At 41.6% G+C, this 17,339-nt stretch carries 17 protein-coding genes; 1 reads left to right on the forward strand and 16 read right to left on the reverse strand.

Features of this window, described 5'->3' with window-relative positions; genetic code table 11:
- Positions 1 to 29 precede the first annotated feature (29 nt).
- Both RZO55_RS23710 and RZO55_RS23715 read right to left on the reverse strand, forming a co-directional pair.
- Positions 30 to 488 (reverse strand): chemotaxis protein CheX, encoded by a 459-nt coding sequence (locus tag RZO55_RS23710; protein ID WP_318066719.1) that lies wholly within the window; start codon positions 486 to 488, stop codon positions 30 to 32.
- Complete coding sequence (locus RZO55_RS23715) at positions 479 to 1,342, reverse strand: response regulator (protein WP_318066720.1); 864 nt, start codon at positions 1,340 to 1,342, stop codon at positions 479 to 481. The genes RZO55_RS23710 and RZO55_RS23715 overlap by 10 nt, the downstream gene beginning before the upstream one ends.
- A gap of 200 nt (positions 1,343 to 1,542) precedes the next feature.
- Between RZO55_RS23715 and RZO55_RS23720 the strand changes: the two genes are divergently transcribed.
- Positions 1,543 to 2,013 carry a cupin domain-containing protein gene (locus RZO55_RS23720; RefSeq protein ID WP_318066721.1) on the forward strand — a complete coding sequence of 157 codons (471 nt, stop codon included), beginning with the start codon at positions 1,543 to 1,545 and terminating at the stop codon, positions 2,011 to 2,013.
- Positions 2,014 to 2,073: 60 nt separating this feature from the next.
- Here RZO55_RS23720 and RZO55_RS23725 read toward each other — a convergent pair whose 3' ends face one another.
- From RZO55_RS23725 to RZO55_RS23790, 14 genes are all read right to left on the reverse strand, one after another.
- Positions 2,074 to 3,528 carry an NADP-dependent glyceraldehyde-3-phosphate dehydrogenase gene (locus tag RZO55_RS23725; protein ID WP_318066722.1) on the reverse strand — a complete coding sequence of 485 codons (1,455 nt, stop codon included), beginning with the start codon at positions 3,526 to 3,528 and terminating at the stop codon, positions 2,074 to 2,076.
- Positions 3,529 to 3,708: 180 nt separating this feature from the next.
- Positions 3,709 to 4,983: a nickel-dependent lactate racemase gene (larA, locus tag RZO55_RS23730; RefSeq protein WP_318066723.1), complete on the reverse strand. Its 1,275-nt coding sequence runs from the start codon at positions 4,981 to 4,983 to the stop codon at positions 3,709 to 3,711.
- An 11-nt stretch (positions 4,984 to 4,994) separates the two neighbouring features.
- Positions 4,995 to 6,392: an FAD-binding oxidoreductase gene (locus RZO55_RS23735; protein ID WP_318066724.1), complete on the reverse strand. Its 1,398-nt coding sequence runs from the start codon at positions 6,390 to 6,392 to the stop codon at positions 4,995 to 4,997.
- A 30-nt stretch (positions 6,393 to 6,422) separates the two neighbouring features.
- Positions 6,423 to 7,619 (reverse strand): electron transfer flavoprotein subunit alpha, encoded by a 1,197-nt coding sequence (locus RZO55_RS23740; protein WP_318066725.1) that lies wholly within the window; start codon positions 7,617 to 7,619, stop codon positions 6,423 to 6,425.
- 17 nt (positions 7,620 to 7,636) lie between these two features.
- Complete coding sequence (locus RZO55_RS23745) at positions 7,637 to 8,425, reverse strand: electron transfer flavoprotein subunit beta/FixA family protein (RefSeq protein WP_318066726.1); 789 nt, start codon at positions 8,423 to 8,425, stop codon at positions 7,637 to 7,639.
- A 263-nt stretch (positions 8,426 to 8,688) separates the two neighbouring features.
- A complete protein-coding gene (locus RZO55_RS23750) occupies positions 8,689 to 9,735 on the reverse strand; it encodes an XdhC family protein (protein ID WP_318066727.1) in 1,047 nt (348 codons plus the stop codon).
- A gap of 18 nt (positions 9,736 to 9,753) precedes the next feature.
- Positions 9,754 to 10,449, reverse strand: coding sequence for a FadR/GntR family transcriptional regulator (locus tag RZO55_RS23755; protein WP_318066728.1), 696 nt, complete (start codon positions 10,447 to 10,449; stop codon positions 9,754 to 9,756).
- A gap of 92 nt (positions 10,450 to 10,541) precedes the next feature.
- Positions 10,542 to 11,285 (reverse strand): class I SAM-dependent methyltransferase, encoded by a 744-nt coding sequence (locus RZO55_RS23760; RefSeq protein WP_318066729.1) that lies wholly within the window; start codon positions 11,283 to 11,285, stop codon positions 10,542 to 10,544.
- A gap of 23 nt (positions 11,286 to 11,308) precedes the next feature.
- Positions 11,309 to 12,895, reverse strand: a complete 1,587-nt coding sequence (locus RZO55_RS23765) for an ABC transporter substrate-binding protein (RefSeq protein ID WP_318066730.1) — start codon at positions 12,893 to 12,895, stop codon at positions 11,309 to 11,311.
- 19 nt (positions 12,896 to 12,914) lie between these two features.
- Positions 12,915 to 13,874 carry an ABC transporter ATP-binding protein gene (locus tag RZO55_RS23770; protein WP_318066731.1) on the reverse strand — a complete coding sequence of 320 codons (960 nt, stop codon included), beginning with the start codon at positions 13,872 to 13,874 and terminating at the stop codon, positions 12,915 to 12,917.
- Positions 13,867 to 14,655 carry an ABC transporter ATP-binding protein gene (locus tag RZO55_RS23775; RefSeq protein WP_318066732.1) on the reverse strand — a complete coding sequence of 263 codons (789 nt, stop codon included), beginning with the start codon at positions 14,653 to 14,655 and terminating at the stop codon, positions 13,867 to 13,869. Before RZO55_RS23775 ends, RZO55_RS23770 begins: the two co-directional genes overlap by 8 nt.
- 26 nt (positions 14,656 to 14,681) lie before the next feature.
- Complete coding sequence (nikC, locus tag RZO55_RS23780) at positions 14,682 to 15,509, reverse strand: nickel transporter permease (RefSeq protein ID WP_336624359.1); 828 nt, start codon at positions 15,507 to 15,509, stop codon at positions 14,682 to 14,684.
- Between the two features lie 5 nt (positions 15,510 to 15,514).
- Complete coding sequence (nikB, locus tag RZO55_RS23785; protein WP_439100081.1) at positions 15,515 to 16,450, reverse strand: nickel ABC transporter permease; 936 nt, start codon at positions 16,448 to 16,450, stop codon at positions 15,515 to 15,517.
- 42 nt (positions 16,451 to 16,492) lie between these two features.
- Positions 16,493 to 17,227, reverse strand: coding sequence for a class I SAM-dependent methyltransferase (locus RZO55_RS23790; RefSeq protein WP_318066734.1), 735 nt, complete (start codon positions 17,225 to 17,227; stop codon positions 16,493 to 16,495).
- Positions 17,228 to 17,339 lie beyond the last annotated feature (112 nt).

A 17,339-nucleotide genomic window follows, 5' to 3' on the forward strand; every position in this document is an offset into this window, starting at 1 on the left:
GGGTTCTCCCACATTCACAGGCCTGTTCTTTAACTAAACGCGATATTAATATCAAATGGAATAGCGTCTGCCAATAACTGAATACAAAGTATCTGGCTGGAATTCATCTTCACTGATACCTGATCTCCATAGAGCAAGGTAGGTGTTGAGATGTCAACTGTAATTCCAATATTAGCAAAAAATGTTGCAGCATTCGCCGTGAGCATATTCGCCAATTCGGAAATAGCACTCTGAGCCATCTCATTGAATTCATCTACCGGCATCCCCATCATCATGGTAGATGCTACCTTTTTTGCATTCTCAAGATCCAGATAATAGACTACATTTCCCTTTATTTCTCCTACTATGCCAACAGTCATAATAACTCCGGTATAAGCCAGATTGGAATCTTTCAGGCTTAAATTGGTTTTTTCAACTTTTTCAAATCCCAGCTGTGGCATAACGGTAAGAAATGCTTCAATAAATGGATTTATGTATTTTACATCCAATGATCATCACCCCTTTGAAATCCAATATTAAGCAGAATATCTCCAAATTCCGACTCTGCCAGTATGTTCGTTGTCGTATATCCAGGAGCGGTAATATGTACACTCTCTCCGTGCATAATTGTGGGAGGCGCAACCCTGAGCCCATAGGCTTTATTCATTCTGTTTATAATTGAGCAGGCATTGCCAGATACAATGTTGGTAAACTCGCCAAGCACTGCAAGCACTTCATCGTTGCCTGCTGCCTCTCTTTTCATTATGGAAGCTGTCAGCTTATAAGCGGTTTCCATCTTTACATCAATCAGCATTCTGCCGGAAAACTTACCAATAATACCAACAATCACAGATAATCCTTTTGACTCAAACTCCTCATTGCAGATATGTTCATCCTTATATTGGATGAGGGTTTTCGTTAATTTGTTGGTACCGTCAAGAAGTGCTTCTTTAAAAATCTTAATATACTCACTTGATAAAAAGTGATACAGTTCTTCCGAAGCCATGACACGGTTTACTGCAGTCATCAGTTCCTCTTCATCAACTGGCTTTTGCACATAAGCGGAAACCTTATTTTCTTTTGCTTCCTTTACAATTTCATCATCCATCATGGAACTAATGACAATAACTTTAATACTTCTGTCAATTTCATGAATTGCACGTGTACACTCCAATCCATCGGTTCCAGGCAGTGTCATGTCCATCGTCACAAGCTGAGGCTTTGTATCCTGTATCACCTTTTTTACTTCTTCCAGAGTTCCTGCTTCTCCAACCACTTCAAGACCGTTTCTTTCCAGAATTCCTTTGATGAAAGCGATTGAGAAGGGAGAATCATCAACTATAACAACTCTTGTACCCGCCATAGAATAAAGCCTCCTGTAATTAATAATGAATATAGACAACAATATCATATAATGGCGTATTTTGTCAAAAGGATGCTCGCGTAATTACAAACCTTTTGCATATACATTCATTTTTTTTATAAATGTCACCAAGAAATAATATCACCATCGATGCCTTGCTCATATACTAATAGAAAATATAATCTCCGGTGAATGAAGCTATGTATGATAACTATAATGACAAAATTGAATTTGATTCGGAAATGACGGATCTGCCTGAATTTCCATCCGATTTCGGTCCAAACCCCTTTATCATTGATGTTCAGAAAGCAGCTGAGCAAAACGACAATTTTCGCTCTGTACTCTGGACCGGTGACTATCTTCAGATCACACTTATGAACATACCCGTTAAACGGACCGTTGGTTTGGAAGTCCATCCTGATCTGGATCAGTATATACGAGTTGAGGAAGGCCTGGGGCTGGTTCAGCTGGGAACCTCAAAACTTTCCATGGATTCCCAGTATCTGGTTTTCGATAATTATGGAATCTTTGTTCCCGCAGGCATTTGGCATAATATTGTTAACATTGGCAATCAACCCCTTAAAATGACTTCCGTCTACGCACCCCCACATTATGAATGGGGCACCACCCATAAAACAAAAGCTGACAGCCAGTCAGAGGACGAAAGCTGACCTATACCCATAAAATCTGAAAAAGCCTGCCCGAATCAACCGGGCAGGCTTTATTACATACTATTCTGTAATATTAATGGTAACTGCTTTTGGTCTTGTCATTGCCTCTATGGAGTATCTGACTCCCTGAGTGCCCATTCCGGAAGCTTTCACTCCCAGAAACGGAAAATGATCCGGACCTCGTTCTGTTTTATTATTGATCTGAACGGTTCCCACTTCTAATTTCTCAGCAATAAGAAATGCTTTATTAATGTCTTTGGTAAATACAGAGGACTGCAGTCCATATTCAGACCGGTTGGCGATTTCTACCGCTTCATCCATATCCTTTACGCGGAGGATGGGAAGAATGGGTGAAAAAGGCTCTTTCCATGCTATCTCCATATCCACAGTTACTTTATCCAGTAATGTTGGATAGACCAGGTTCTCTTCTCTCTTGTTTCCAATGACCAGCTCCGCGCCCTTTGCAATGGCATCCTGAATTAAATATCCGGCAAAGTCAGCCGCTTTCTGATCGATCAAAGGAGTAACTACTGATGATTTTCTGGGATCTCCCACGGATAATTTTTCAATTCTTGATTTCAGCATCGTTACCAGTTGGTCCGCCACCTGATCTGTGGTAATAATGCGCTTAACCGCAGTACAGCGCTGACCGGAATAGGAAAATGCACCCTGCACAATATTATCTGCAGCATATTCCAAATCTGCATCTTCCAGAACAAGAGCCGCATCCTTGCCGCCCAGTTCCAGCAATAAGGGGGTCATACAGGAGACCTTAGATATATGCCTGCCAACCTCCGTACTGCCTGTAAAGTTAATAAAATCAATCCCTTCGTGTGTTACAATATAATCACCGATCTCACTTCCCTTTCCGGTAACAGTCTGCAGCACACCCTTCGGCAGCCCCGCATCCTGGAGGGCCTTTACTAAGTGAAGTGCACTGATTGCTCCCTGTGTGGCGGGTTTTAAAATCACTGCATTGCCGCCGATTAATGCGGGTGCAATCTTAGAGGCCGATAAATTAATGGGATAGTTAAAGGGCGATATTGATAATACGGTACCGAGCGGAACTCTTTTTACGTAGGACATCTTATTGCGGGAGCCGCCTGGGAAATTCTCCCCGCTAACAGCGACCCCTTCCATACTCTTGCCTGCATCAGCAGTAAAACGAAGAAAATCTACGGTTCTTTTTACTTCTGATACTGAGGATTTCTTATCCTTTGCTATCTCCATCATGAGAATATCCGATATCTCCTCCGCCCTCTCTTCCAAAAGCTCAGCTGCCCGATAGAGGATGCTTGCTTTTTCGTATATCGGCACTGCAGCCCAGGAGGATTGCCCCTCTTTGGAATACCGGATGATTTCATCCACTTCCTCTTTGCTGACCGCCTGTATCTTACCCACAAAAGAACCGTCTGCAGGTGATGTTATGGTGATGACATTTCCTGAATCTGATTGTGTCCACTGGCCGTTGACTAAATTTCCATAAATAAGATTTTCATTATATAATCCCGACATATGATTTACTCCTTTCTTTATAATTACCGTCTTTCTATAATATACCATAAATGTAGAATCAAATACAAAATTCAGTGATACATCTCCAGTATAAAGAACGTTTGTTCCTAATGCAATAGCATTTTGTAATTTTCGTTTAAATTCATAAAAAGGAGCTCCCAGGGAACTCCTTTCTAATCTTTATTTCACTATGACACCCACTCCGTCAGGTATAACTGTTATTTTTGCATCAGCCCCTTTTATTTGAAAGGCTCTCTGCAGGGCTTCGTCAAAGGTATATGCATGCTGCATGTGCATTCTCTTTATTATTTCCGGGTCACACATATCGGAAACGAGTATAACGGTATGCTTTTGAAGGATCCGGGCAAGTATCTGAATTTCCCATTGATCCGGGATTGTTTCCGTCCGCCCTGTCATCATGATGCGTTCCAGTACTTCGTCCGGACTTGCAGCATTCGCCATGGTTTCATAAAAGGATCTTCCGCCATGTCCGTCATTGCAGGCAGACACCATGATAATGACCCCGCCTTCCCTGCAGACTGCCTCTGCAGCAGTCATACCCTTAACAGACTGATATATATTCTGATCCAGAGGGTATCCTCCATTAGAGGTAATTGCGATATCAGCTTTTACGCCTTTTACCGAAGCAAGTTCCATGACAAAGTTACACCCCTTTTCGTGTGCCAGCTGGCTGTCACCGGCAAAGGCATTGATAATGTGTTTATCACTGTCAATAACAACATTCAGTATGAATGCCAATTTTGCCTGTCTGGCTGCATAAAGCATATCCCTGTGAATAGGATTATTCGCGATCACTCCTGTCCTTGCATACTCACTGGCTATAAATTCAGAACAATGGTTCGCCATTACTGTTTTCGCTGATGCAACACCTGGAAGGACACTTTTTCTTCCTCCCGAAAATCCGGCAAAGAAATGAGGTTCTATAAATCCTTCTGAGATTAACAGCTCAGTTTCCATAGCCAGCTTATTCAGCCACAGTTCTCCTCCGGATGGAAGAGTTCCTGCTCTTATAACGCTGTTTTCATCCTCCGACATATGGTTTATGATCACTTCATTTTCTACAATTTCATGTCCAAACTTCCGGATCATTTCTTCCATGGTTTCAGGTCTGTGAAAACCGGTAGCTATTAATATTTTAATGTCTATTTCCGGATTCGCCTTTCTGATTCTCTTAAGCAGAATCGGCATAGTCACATTGCTTGGCACCGGCCTTGTGTGATCACTGGTTATGATCACCATATTTTTCTTATTCCGTACCAGTTCTTCCAGACAGGCGCTTCCTGTTGGATCATTCAGTGCCTTGTTTACGATCTCCGCCTGACTGCATTTTGCCTGATATGTATGTGCTTTTGATTCCAATATTGCAGCAAGATTATGATCTGGAATGACAACTTCTAATAACTTATCTGAATATGGTATGTTTATTTTGGCCATAAGTTTCCCTCTTACTGAAAAATTTTACCTGGGTTTAAAATATTCTTACAATCAAAAGCCAATTTTATATTTTTCATCAGCTCCACATATTCCTTACTGTATTGCTCCAGCATATACGTTTTTTTCGCAAAACCAATCCCGTGTTCTCCGGACACCAGACCACTCAGCTCCCTTGATTTGCTGTACATTGCTTCAAAAACTTCCGCCAGCTTTTTCTTCCAGGCCTCCTCGGTCAGTTCATCCTTTAACACATACAGATGCAGATTTCCATCTCCTGCATGGCCAAAGCTTCGGATCCGGATCTGGAATTTTCTTTGAAGTTCATCCGTATATTTAATAAATTCAGCGATTTTATTTCTGGGAACTACAACATCACATTCATCCATGTCAGTTGTCGATGCTTTAACCGCCTCCAGAAACGCCCCTCTTGCAGACCAGACAGATTCTTTTCTTTCATCTGTATCAACGATAAATACATCGGAGGCACCTTCCTTCAGACAAATATCTGCTACCTTTTCATATGCCTTTTCTATCTCTTCCCTGGAATTGCCGTCAAATGTAAGTAAGAGATATGCATCTGAAGAATTATCAGGAAATTTCTTTCCTAAGTATTCCTCGGCTGCCAGAATTACTTCTCTCTGCATAAATTCTATGGCAGTCGGAGCAGCTTTTGATTTTACGATCTCAGGAACAGTACTGATCGCCATATCCAGACTGGGGAATGGAATTAACAATGATATCGCCTTTTTAGGCAGCGGAAGCAGTTTTAAAATGGCCTTTGTTACAATTCCAAGTGTTCCTTCTGATCCGCATATTAAGTCTTTTATGCTGTAGCCTGTAGAGTTTTTAACCACCTTACCTCCGACCTGAATAATTTCCCCGTTTGGCAGAACAACTTCCAGTCCTCTCACGTAATCTCTTGTAACTCCGTATTTTACTGCTCTCATTCCGCCTGCGTTCGTATTGATATTGCCGGCGATTGTAGCTGATTTTTCACCTGGATCAGGCGGATAGAACAAATCATGTTCTTCAACAAAGTCACTGATCTCCATTAATAAAACTCCAGGCTCCAGGGTCAGGGTCAGATTTTCTTCATCAATTTCCAGTATCCGGTTCATTTTAGACATATTTATCATAATTCCGCCGTAAACCGGGACGGATGCGCCAACTAAACCGGTTCCTGATCCTCTGGCCACAACAGGAATCTTGTTGTCATAAGCGTATTTCATGATCTTAGATACTTCCTCCGCCGTAAGAACATCCACTAATACGTCCGGCTTCCTGCTTATTCCGCCCATTTCATCGTGACTGAAATCCTCATTAATTTCTTCATCTGTAAACACTCTGTCCCTGCCTAGTACAGATACCAGATATTCAACATCTCCGGCATCAATTTTTTTATAATCCATCACATTCAATCCCTCCTTGATTCGTAATTTTCATTCCGCTCCAGCACACTTTAATTCTTTCACCAGCTGCGGTACGATTTCATAGATATCTCCTACGATACCATAATGTGCTGTATGAAAGATTGGGGCATTTTCATCTTTATTAATTGCAAAAATGCGGTCTGAGTGATTCATCCCTGCGACAAACTGAACAGCACCGGATATTCCCAGCGCGATGATCAGCTTTGGTTTCACCGTTCTTCCGGAAAGACCAATCTGCTTCTTTGCCGGAATCAGTCCTGCTTCCACAAGAGGTCTTGTACCTGCAATCTGAGCGTGCAGCACATCTGCCAGATCCTGCACTACGACCATGTCTTTTTCTGATTTTATGGCCCTGCCGGCTGCAATGATTACTTCTGCATCTGATATGTTTTCTTCTGCCTTTTTCTTTATCACCTTTAAAACCTCAATCTGTGATTTTAACTTTTCTTCTTCCAGTTCACATACCGTTATTTTTCCTTTTGAATCACACTGTCTCTCCGGTGCATTCATGATCTTATATCTGACCGTAGCCATCTGAGGTCTTGTATTGGGACATATAATCTGAGCCATAATATTGCCGCCAAAAGCCGGTCTTATCTGAACAAGATCTGTATTCTCCTTCATTTCCAGTATGGTGCAGTCAGCAGTTAAACCAGTTCTGAATCTGGCAGCCACCCTGGGAGCAAGAGATCTTCCTGTAGTTGTGGCACCCACAAGTATGGATGATGGTTTTATTTTATTTATAAAATTTTCCATAACAGCCGTGTAAGTTTCGATCCTGAAATCCTTCAATTCTTTATTATCATATACAAATACTTCATCTACACCGTAGTGCAGAAGTTCTTCTGCTTTCTTCTCTATATTGTGGCCAATAAAAACGCAGTACACTGGGAAATCAACAACTGCAGCAAGCTCTCTGGCTTTTCCGATCAGCTCCATTGTCACTGGATGAATGGCTCCTTCCACGTGGTCAACATAGACAGCGATTCCCCTCCACAGGCTTTTATCCACCTTCTTTGTCTCTGTTTCAATAAATTCCATTACTCCTGCAGGACCCTTTTTCACACATATCTTACACATTTTACAGCCTGCATTTACCTGTACTTTGCCATCGGTGTATTCAATTGCTCCAAAAGGGCAGACTTTTAACAATTCTTCTATATTTGACTCATTTACGTTCTCTTGGTTACATATTAATTTACCCATAAAATTCCCGCCCTTCTTTATATAAATTTCAGTTCTTTCAGTTTTGCTGCCATTTGCAGACTGAGTTCATCGCCGGTTCCAGTCCATATTTCCCTGTCGTTGTTGATTGAAGGAGGAAATATTCTCTCAACCTGTGTGGGAGATCCGTTTAACCCATATTTCATTTCATCCGTATCCTCAAATTCATTTATGGTCAGGATTTTAATTTCTTTGTCTTTTGCCTCTATCTTTCTCTTGTAGGATGGCAGCCTTGGCTGTAAAATATCTTTTTCAACAGTGATTAAACAGGGAAACTGAATTTCAGCCACTTCAATGGTATCTGGCATATCCATCTCCACTATAACTGACTTTTCTTTTAATTCCACAATCTTTAAAACATTGGTAATATGCGGGATTCCAAGATATTCTCCCATTTCCGGTCCTACCTGGGCGGTATCACCGTCTGTTGTCTGCTTTCCGCACAGGATAAGATCAAAATTCCCCATCTTTCTCACACCCTGAGAAATAGTGTATGATGTAGCAAGTACATCTGCACCTGCAAACTTTCTGTCCGTTATTAAAGCTCCATCGTCCGCTCCCATCATATACGCTTCTTTAATAACCTCTTTTGCCTGTGGCGGTCCCATACTGATCACCTTCACAGATCCGCCCTGCTGTTCCTTCATTTTCAGCGCGGTTTCCAAAGCATACAAGTCATAAGGGTTCATTTTTGAATCTACACCATCTCTCTTTAAAACACCAGTTACAGGATCCACTTCAACCTTCGAAGTATCTGGAACCTGCTTGATACAGACTAAAATATCCATTCCTATCCCTCTCTTTCTATGTATTAAATATAGTGTGGCAAATCATACAATTATAAATTGAATGCGCATTGCTTATTGGTATAATGGTCTGACCACTTGCGACCATAATATCACATTCTTAAAAAAACATCTATACATTTTTAAAAATAATAGTAAAATTTAATAAATTCATTTTCTAATCCATAAAAAAACAGGAGAACACATGTGATAATTTTACTAATATAATCACATGTGTTCTGACTTTTTCTAACTATTTATATATTTCAAACAATTTCTAATAATACATCAATAACTCCGCCGCACACCATGCCTTCCTCTTCTGCCTCCGCTCCGGTCATATCTACATGACAAAGCATAGCCTTTTCCTCGTCACTGTGCAGCATATGGATTGCTTTTTGCATAACCTCTGACTCCATACATCCGCCGCCAATGGTTCCCATGCATCTTCCTTCCGGCGTTACCAGCATCTTGGTTCCCACATCCCGTGGAGCAGATCCCTTTCTTGCCACAATTGTTGCCATTACGTTTCGTCCGGTTTTTTCGTCCGGATTCATAATCCTGTGCAATATATCTTTTGAATATCCGCTCATACGCAACTTCTTATTTTTCACTTCGATAATTTCCGCCATAATGGATACACCGATCTCGACAGGAGTCTCAGCGTTGATGTTCAGTCCAATGGGACTGTATACCTGATCGATAACAGCCTTTTCACAACCATTCATCAACGCGGCCTCCTTTACCTTTGCCACCCGCAGCCGGCTTCCTATCATACCGATGTAGGCATGTTTTTTTCCGGCAATCAGTTCCAGACACGTCTGATCATAGCGGTGGCCTCTGGTTACAATAATAAAATACGTATTGCTGCTGCCCTCCACCTGGCTCAGACCCTGGTCAAATGGCTGGCAAATGACCTGCGATGCTCCTGCTCTGCGTGCATTGTCCGCAAATTGGGGGCGGTCTTCTAGTACTGTAACTTCACAGCCCATCATCAGACCAATCTGTATCACAGGAATCGACACATGGCCTGCACCGCAGATTACAAGATGAATGTCCTGTCCCAGCCAGTCACAGAAAATACGGCTGCCATCAATGGTAATCATACCTTTTCTGCATTGGTCCTTGTCGCGGACCGCTTTGTGTACCTCTTCCCCGTACCTGGAAAAATAACCGGACTCTTTCGTCTCACAGATAAGAATATCGTCAGAAAACAAAGCCTTCTGGCCAAATGCTTCTCCATCTAACACAGTTGCCACCATGTTCGTTCTGTTTGGATTGCAGTCTGCAATTGCTCGGTATAGCTCCTTCATATTTTTCTCCTTAGACCATCAGATCATTTTACTATACTTGTTCGTATAATCCAGATGCTGCCGCATCGCTTTACGCGCTGCTACAGAGCTGTGCATTTCAATCGCCAGATAGATCTCTTTATGCTGTAATAAAAGCATCTTTTTGTTTTCCTGATCTGCAATAATCAGCTTTCTGGCATCTTTAATGAAATCATCTATAAGAAGTGAAACAGTTCTGAGAATATTAAATATTAATACATTCTCCGAGCATTCTGCAATCTTATAATGCAGTTCTTTATCGATCATTGCATTCATTTCCTCATCCTTGCAGTTCTCAAACCGTTCCATAATTTCTTTTAGTTCGGCTAACTGTTCATCCGTTATTCTCTTTGCAGCCAGACCGGCAGCTTCCACTTCCATGATCTTTCTCAGCTCCAGTATGTCTCCAGGATTGGTGCCTTCCAGCATATACATAATTGATAAAGGTTCGAACAGATTATCCTGAAAGCTTGATTTGATGAAATTCCCTTCTCCCTGTCTGCACTCAATCAACCCAATGACTTCTAGTGCACGCAGAGCCTCTCTGATGGATGCTCTGCTCACCTGTAATTCTTCAACTAAATCTCTCTCAGAAGGAAGCTTGTCTCCTTTTTCTAAAACTCCATTCTTAATCATTTCCTTGATTTGATCCATTACCTGTTCATAAACCTTTGTATTCTTAATTGGGCTGAACATCTTATCCTCCTGCCTGCTGACATGTTTCATAATATTATACATTTAAAACCATATTAACTCAACACCATCATCAGGTCAAGTATACACAGCCATCATTTTCTTGCTGCTATTGCAAAGATGGGTGTGGGATTATAAAACTGATTTATTTCACTATAAATTCTGTCTCCTACCTGTTGGTCAAGAATGATCTCCTTAAATCCCGCAGATTTCAGCAACTGGACATCCCAGTCAGGTCTTGGATTTGAGATAGGACAAAGCTCAGTCTTTAAACGCTCATAAGCACTCCATTGTACCTGTGTTATTTTAGCATGAGCATGATTTTCTAGCAATTTCTGCTGTTCTTTCTCTCTGGTGTAATCCCCGTCAAAATTAATTAGCACACCGTCATTTTTCAAAAGGCTATACCATTTTTCATAGGCTCTTTTAAGATCCGGCAATGTCCACGCAACATTGCGGGTAACAATCGCATCGAAACTATTATCTTCAAAATCCGGATTTTCTGCATCCATTACATAAAATTTGGCAGGTATCTCCAGAGTTGCCGATGATTTCTCTGCTTCAAGAATCATTTTTTCAGTGAGATCAATTCCAGTCAGATCGTGGCCTTCAGCCGCAAGCAGAAAGCAGAAAAATCCGGTTCCTGTACCAACATCAAGTATTTTCAGTCCTTTTCTGTCAGGAAGATACTTTAAAAGCTCATTAAGCCACCTCCCCCGCATATCAGAATTCAGTTCCTGTATCTTCAGTTCATTAAATGACTCTGCACGTGAAGTCCAGTAGTCCGTTACCTCTTCTTTAATTTTTTCATTTAAACTTTTCTCATATCCATAAGTCATATGTATCTTTCCTCCAATGCCTGTTATTCATTAGCAGATGTATTTTCATCAACCCAGTAGAAATCTGCAGGGGTGGAATTAATTCCATCAACTTGATACTTCATAACAAAGTTCATGATTGGATAACAAAAATAAATCGCCGCAGCATCATTAAGAAGTATCTGCTCTGCCTGTTTCGTCAGATCTTTTCTCAGTTTGGGATCTGCAGTCACGTGTACCTGATCCATAAGAGAATTAAACTCCTCATTGTGATACCCAGTTGCATTATAGGTACCGCCCGCTTTAAAATAGGTATTGATCTGGTTTTCCGGATCGCCGCAGTTCATAATGTTAATGCTCATACAAAGGAGATCATAATCACCAGTCTTTTGCATGTCCATAACGGTCTGAGTATCGTGTACCTCTGGCGTAATTTTGATTCCCACCGATGCCATTGCTGCCTGCGCTGCTTCGACAACGATCTGCTGTTCCGGGCGTCCGGTATAATATACAAAACGAAGATTAATTGGTTGTCCACCCGGCGTTTCCAGGAAACCATCACCGTCCGTATCTGCATATCCTGCATTCTCCAGTAACTTCTTTGCATTTTCAGGATTGTATGCATTGGGATCCGTCAGAGTGTCATATCCATAATCGGATGCAGAAGTGATCAGTGTTTTACCTGGAACATACTGATTTTTCAGCAAATTTTTGCAGTAAGCTTCTTTATCCTGCATTTGAAGAATTGCTTCACGAAGCACCTTATCACCCAGTTGTCCGTTCTGATTCATAAAACCGATGGTTGTGCGTCCGCTGGGGTTTGTTTTAATCTTATAGTCACTGTTTTTTTCAAAAGTGCCAATATCATTCATACTTACATTATATACAGCATCGAAATCACCTGACTGAAGCCCCATGCTGATTGTGGACTGATCCTCGGAATAAATAAATAAAATCCGATCTGTTTTCACTTCTCCATTCCAGTAATTTTCATTCTTAACCACCACACATTTCTTTGTGGCAGAATCAAAAGATTCACATACAAATGGACCGGTTCCGATTGGGCCATTATCAGCGATTTTACTGTTATCAACAGAAGTATCAAGAATACTAAATAGTGGATCAGCCAGCTTGTTGGGCAGAATTGGCTCCGGCTTTTTAGTAGTAATCACCAGTTTCTGACCGTCAGCTTCAATGGAAACAGGAGTAAAATACTCGATACCTCTTTCGCCGTTTGTAAAAACATTCTCCAGAGATTCTTTCACTGCCTGCGCATCCAGCTTATTTCCATTGGAAAATGTCACCTTGTCCTTTATGGTAAACGTCCATACCGTATTATCATCATTGGCTGAATAATCATCATCTGCAAGCCATCCGGATATGGAATAATCATCATTCATTTTTATCAGAGTCTGACATATGCCATAGCGTACCGAATACCAACCATTATAGGCCTGAATGGGGTCTAAGGTTCCGGCGGACTGGCCGCTTCCGATCACCAGCGTCTTTTTTCCCTCTGCTGTGCCAGCTGATGTCTTTGCATTGCTGTCCTGCCCGCACCCGGACAGCAGACCAACACACATAGATGTACATAAAAGAATTGCAATCATTTTTTTTACTATAATTTTCATTATTCATCCTCCCGTAAAGTTAATCATACTGATGGCAGGCTACCAGGTGATTAGGTTCTATCTCTTTTAACTTTGGCTTTTCTGCCTCGCAAATCTTTCTGCTATTATTGCATCGATTTCTGAACGGGCATCCTTTCGGTACATTTAAAGAGCTGGGCACTTCGCTTTCAATACTCACTATTTCCTTCGAAAAATCCATATGCACATCAAAGATGGAACCCAGCAAAGCCTGTGTATACGGGTGTCTGGCATTTACACTGACTTCGTTCCCATTGATAATCTCCACAATATTCCCCAGATACATCACTGCCACCTGATGGGCAAATTGCTGTACCAATGCCAGATCGTGACTGATAAAGCCTATGGATACCTGTTTTTTGTTCTGCAGATTTATAAGCAGTTCCACAATCGTTTTCTGCACAGACACATCAAGTGCCGATGTTATTTCATCACAAATAATCACTTCTGGTTCCAGTGCAAGGGCTCTTGCAATCCCTACACGCTGCCGCTGTCCTCCACTCATATCATGCGGGTAACGATCTGCTAAGTCTGCTGGAAGGTCTACCATTTCAAGAAGGTCCCTTGCTTTTAAATCCATTTGTTTTCTATTTATTAACCTGAAGTTAAAAAGCGGTTCGCATATTATTTCTTTCACTTTCATTCTGGGATTAAATGCTTCCGATGGATCCTGAAATATCATTTGAATATTTCTGCGATTTAATCGTAATTCCTCGCCTTTTAGTTCCAGCATGTTTTTCCCATGAAAGAATATTTCACCGGAATCCGGTTTTTCCAGCCCCACTGCCATTCGCATAAAAGTACTTTTTCCACAGCCGCTCTCTCCGACGATTCCAAGGGTCTGATTCTTAAAGAATTTAAGGCTGATATCATCACAGGCAGTAAGAATATCACGCCTGGAAAGCTGGAATTTTTTTGTGACGTGCTTCGCTTCTATAATCAGATTTTCCTGCTCATACATAGTAACCGCCCCCTAACGACGGCACAGCAGACAAAAGCTCCTTTGTATATTCAGCCTGAGAATTATGCAAAATATGATTCCTGTCACCACTGTCTGCTATTTTTCCGTCCTTCATAACCACAATATGATCACACATATATGCTGCCAGAGCCAGGTTATGCGTTATCATAATAATGCTTGTACCATAATCTTCTCTCAGTTTCATCATCTGGCGGACTATCTGTGCCTGTGTGGTCACATCAAGCGCACTGGTGGGCTCATCTGCCAGCAGCAGCTTTGGTTGGAAAAACATTGCGAATGCAATACCAACACGCTGTTTCATCCCGCCTGAAAGCTGGAACGGATAGCTGTTCATAATCTGCTCCCCATCCGGCAGCCTCACGCTTTTAAGCATCTGCACACCTTTTACCCATGCCTGTCTTTTTGTATAAACTCCATGCGCGCGGATATATTCTACGAACTGAGACCCAATTGTCCGTATCGGATTCATCATTGCTCCTGAATCCTGAAAGATCATTGAAATTTCAGTTCCGCGAATCTTTCGCCACTCATTCTCCGTATAGTTTAAAAGGGATTGTCCCTCAAATAAAATGTCTCCTTGTGAAACACATCCCTGCCCTGGCAGATTTCCCTGCACAGCCCGGACAACGGAAGTTTTCCCGCTTCCGCTTTCCCCCACCAGACAGCAGATTTCTCCCTGCTTTATATTCAATGAGAAATCTTCCACTGCTGGTTTATCTTTCTTATTATATTGAACCGTAATATTTCGTATTTTCAGCATTACTTCCTCCAGCTGCCAGACTGCCTTCAATTATTACCCGTATCAAGAATGTCTCTCAGACTATCCCCCAGCAGATTAAAGATAATCACTACTATAAATATAGCCAGTCCGGGAAAAAACATCATCCATGGAGAATTCTGCAAATAGTCACGGCCCTCATTTAACATCAATCCCCATTCCGGTGTTGGGGGCTGTGCTCCAAATCCCAGAAAAGAGAGTGCAGCCAGTTCAAGCATCATAGCGCCGATATCTGTGGCTGCTGTAACAATCAGGATGGGCATTGTCATCTTAAGTATGTATTTTCTTAGAATATAGCCGGTCCTGGATCCAGTGAGTACTGCTGCCGACACATAATCCTTATTTTTTATTCTCAAAACCATACTTCGTGCTAGACGTGCGTACTTCGTCCAGCTGACTGCTACGATTGCAATCACTGCATTCATAAGACTGGATCCGAGAATTCCTGCAATGGCAATGGCCAATACCAGTCCTGGAAATGAAATCATCATATCGGAAATTCTCATGATGACAGCATCAGCCATCCCACCGAAGTAACCTGCGAGAATGCCCAGTAATGAACCAGCCACAAGTGTTACGAATACCAATAACGCAGCCGATGCCAGGGAAGTCCTCGTCCCATAAATAACACGAGAGAACAGATCTCGTCCCAGTTTATCCGTTCCAAACCAGTGATTTGCATCAGGCCGCTGCTCCACATTGGATATCACTGTTTCATACGGATCATGTGTTGCAATAAAAGGAGCAAAAACAGCAACTGCAATAACTAACAGAGATAAAATAAAAAAGGCCGTGAATTGCTTATGTTTTTTACAAAATATTAATATTTTTCCCACAGCCATCACCTCACTTTTGTCCTTGGATCCAAAATTTCGTATGAGACATCTACAACCAGATTGATCACCATATAAATCAAAGCTGTCCAGAGAACATAGCCCTGAATCAACGGATAATCTCTTGCTGCAACTGCAGATACAGCCAGACTGCCTAATCCCGGATAAGAAAAGATCACTTCTACAACCGCTGTTCCCCCAAGAAGCGATCCAAATGATAAACCAAGCAATGTCACTAACGGAAGCAGTGCATTGGGAAAAACATGTGCCCAGAGAACTGTACGCTCCTTTATTCCTCTTGTTCTCGCACCTATAACATAATCTTTATGTAATTCTTCTAATACAGCGGCACGAACCTGCCTGGTATATTTTGCTGCCATGGAAAACGCAAGTGTGACAGCCGGCAGAATCAGTTTCTTAAACCCTGTATCTGCAGATATGACCGGCAGCAGCTTTAACTTCAGTGCAACAATATAAATCAGCATAATTCCAAGCCAGAAGCCTGGCAAAGATATACCAACAAATGAAATAACACGGATAATATAATCCGCTGCCTTATTACACTTCACAGCAGAAAGTACTCCAAAGGGGACGGAAACCGCAAGCATTAGAATAAGGGAAAACAGTGTGAGTTTTAACGTTGGCCAAAGTCTCTGTAACAGTACAGTTACTACCGGTTTATTCAGTGAGTAAGAAGTTCCAAAATCTCCATGCAGGCAATGAAAAAGCCAGTTAAAATACTGCATAAGAAATGGATCATTTAATCCCATCTTCTCCCGCATTGCCTTAAGCACCTCTTCACTGGGGACGCTTCCATTGGCTGCATACATTGCTTTAACCGGATCACCGGGTGCAAGATAAATAAGGCAGAATGTTAAAAAGCTGATTCCAAACAATACGATGATCATCTGCAATAAACGCCCGGTTGTCTTCCTCTTCGTCACCTTTCTCTATTCCCTTCATTTGTTAATTAATAAATTCCCTAATTACAGTTTTCTGGCACAGATCTCGAACAATGGAGACTCTCCATAAAGATCTTTTTCCCATTCTTCATAAATATTTTCGCCAATATCAGCCTGTATCTGTACACTCATACCATAGTTTTCAAGAATCTCTTTGTCCCATTTTGGACGCTGCGTACTTGTCAAAGGGGCTGCTGCAAAAAATTCCATATTTTCAACTGCTACAATCTCTTTGTGCCCATATCTGCGAAAATACCGTTCTTCCCTCTCTCTGACACGTTTCAGCCTGTCTTCATCAAAAAAATGAAGATGCCAGTTGGCATCATAGATCAGGAGCAGACCATTCTTCTTTAAAATTCTCTTCCACTCACTGTAGACCTTTTGCGGATATTCCAGGGTCCATGTAACATTTCTGGTCACAATCATATCAAATTCTTCATCCTCAAATTCCAGCAAATTAAGATCCATCTTTTTAAATTCTGCCGAAACACCCAGTTTTCCGGCATTGTCTCTGGCACAGGCAATCATAGCGTCAGAGTAATCAATTGCAGTTACCTTCTGTCCTTCCTCCGAAAGGATACAAGCAAAAAATCCTGGTCCAGTGCCGGCATCTAAAATTCTTAATCCCTTTCTTCCTTCCAGATGTTGCCCAATCTGTCTTTTCCAGGCATCTTTTCGAAAAGACGACAGTTCTGAAATTATGTAACGGTTATAGCTCTCCCCATCACCCCAGGGTTTTTGTCTCTCATCTCTGCTCATTTATTCTGCTCCCCAATCCTGTTTGTATATTGTTTTGTATTATACTTTAATACTTCATTGCTCACAAGCCATGGGAGGGGATATATTTTCTGCTTTGTATCAGCTTCCACCC

It is taken from the genome of Clostridium boliviensis (assembly GCF_033342255.1).
Taxonomy (GTDB): domain Bacteria; phylum Bacillota; class Clostridia; order Lachnospirales; family Lachnospiraceae; genus Lacrimispora; species Lacrimispora boliviensis.

Coding starts and splice junctions, on each gene's coding strand:
- RZO55_RS23740 (WP_318066725.1), bottom strand. CDS start 7,619: ATGGGTAAATTAATATGTAACCAAGAGAACGTAAATGAGTCAAATATA.
- RZO55_RS23720 (WP_318066721.1), top strand. CDS start 1,543: ATGTATGATAACTATAATGACAAAATTGAATTTGATTCGGAAATGACG.
- larA (WP_318066723.1), bottom strand. CDS start 4,983: ATGGCCAAAATAAACATACCATATTCAGATAAGTTATTAGAAGTTGTC.
- RZO55_RS23725 (WP_318066722.1), bottom strand. CDS start 3,528: ATGTCGGGATTATATAATGAAAATCTTATTTATGGAAATTTAGTCAAC.
- RZO55_RS23745 (WP_318066726.1), bottom strand. CDS start 8,425: ATGGATATTTTAGTCTGTATCAAGCAGGTTCCAGATACTTCGAAGGTT.
- RZO55_RS23715 (WP_318066720.1), bottom strand. CDS start 1,342: ATGGCGGGTACAAGAGTTGTTATAGTTGATGATTCTCCCTTCTCAATC.
- RZO55_RS23760 (WP_318066729.1), bottom strand. CDS start 11,285: ATGACTTATGGATATGAGAAAAGTTTAAATGAAAAAATTAAAGAAGAG.
- RZO55_RS23750 (WP_318066727.1), bottom strand. CDS start 9,735: ATGAAGGAGCTATACCGAGCAATTGCAGACTGCAATCCAAACAGAACG.
- RZO55_RS23790 (WP_318066734.1), bottom strand. CDS start 17,227: ATGAGCAGAGATGAGAGACAAAAACCCTGGGGTGATGGGGAGAGCTAT.
- RZO55_RS23735 (WP_318066724.1), bottom strand. CDS start 6,392: ATGGATTATAAAAAAATTGATGCCGGAGATGTTGAATATCTGGTATCT.
- RZO55_RS23770 (WP_318066731.1), bottom strand. CDS start 13,874: ATGTATGAGCAGGAAAATCTGATTATAGAAGCGAAGCACGTCACAAAA.
- RZO55_RS23755 (WP_318066728.1), bottom strand. CDS start 10,449: ATGTTCAGCCCAATTAAGAATACAAAGGTTTATGAACAGGTAATGGAT.
- RZO55_RS23765 (WP_318066730.1), bottom strand. CDS start 12,895: ATGAAAATTATAGTAAAAAAAATGATTGCAATTCTTTTATGTACATCT.
- RZO55_RS23775 (WP_318066732.1), bottom strand. CDS start 14,655: ATGCTGAAAATACGAAATATTACGGTTCAATATAATAAGAAAGATAAA.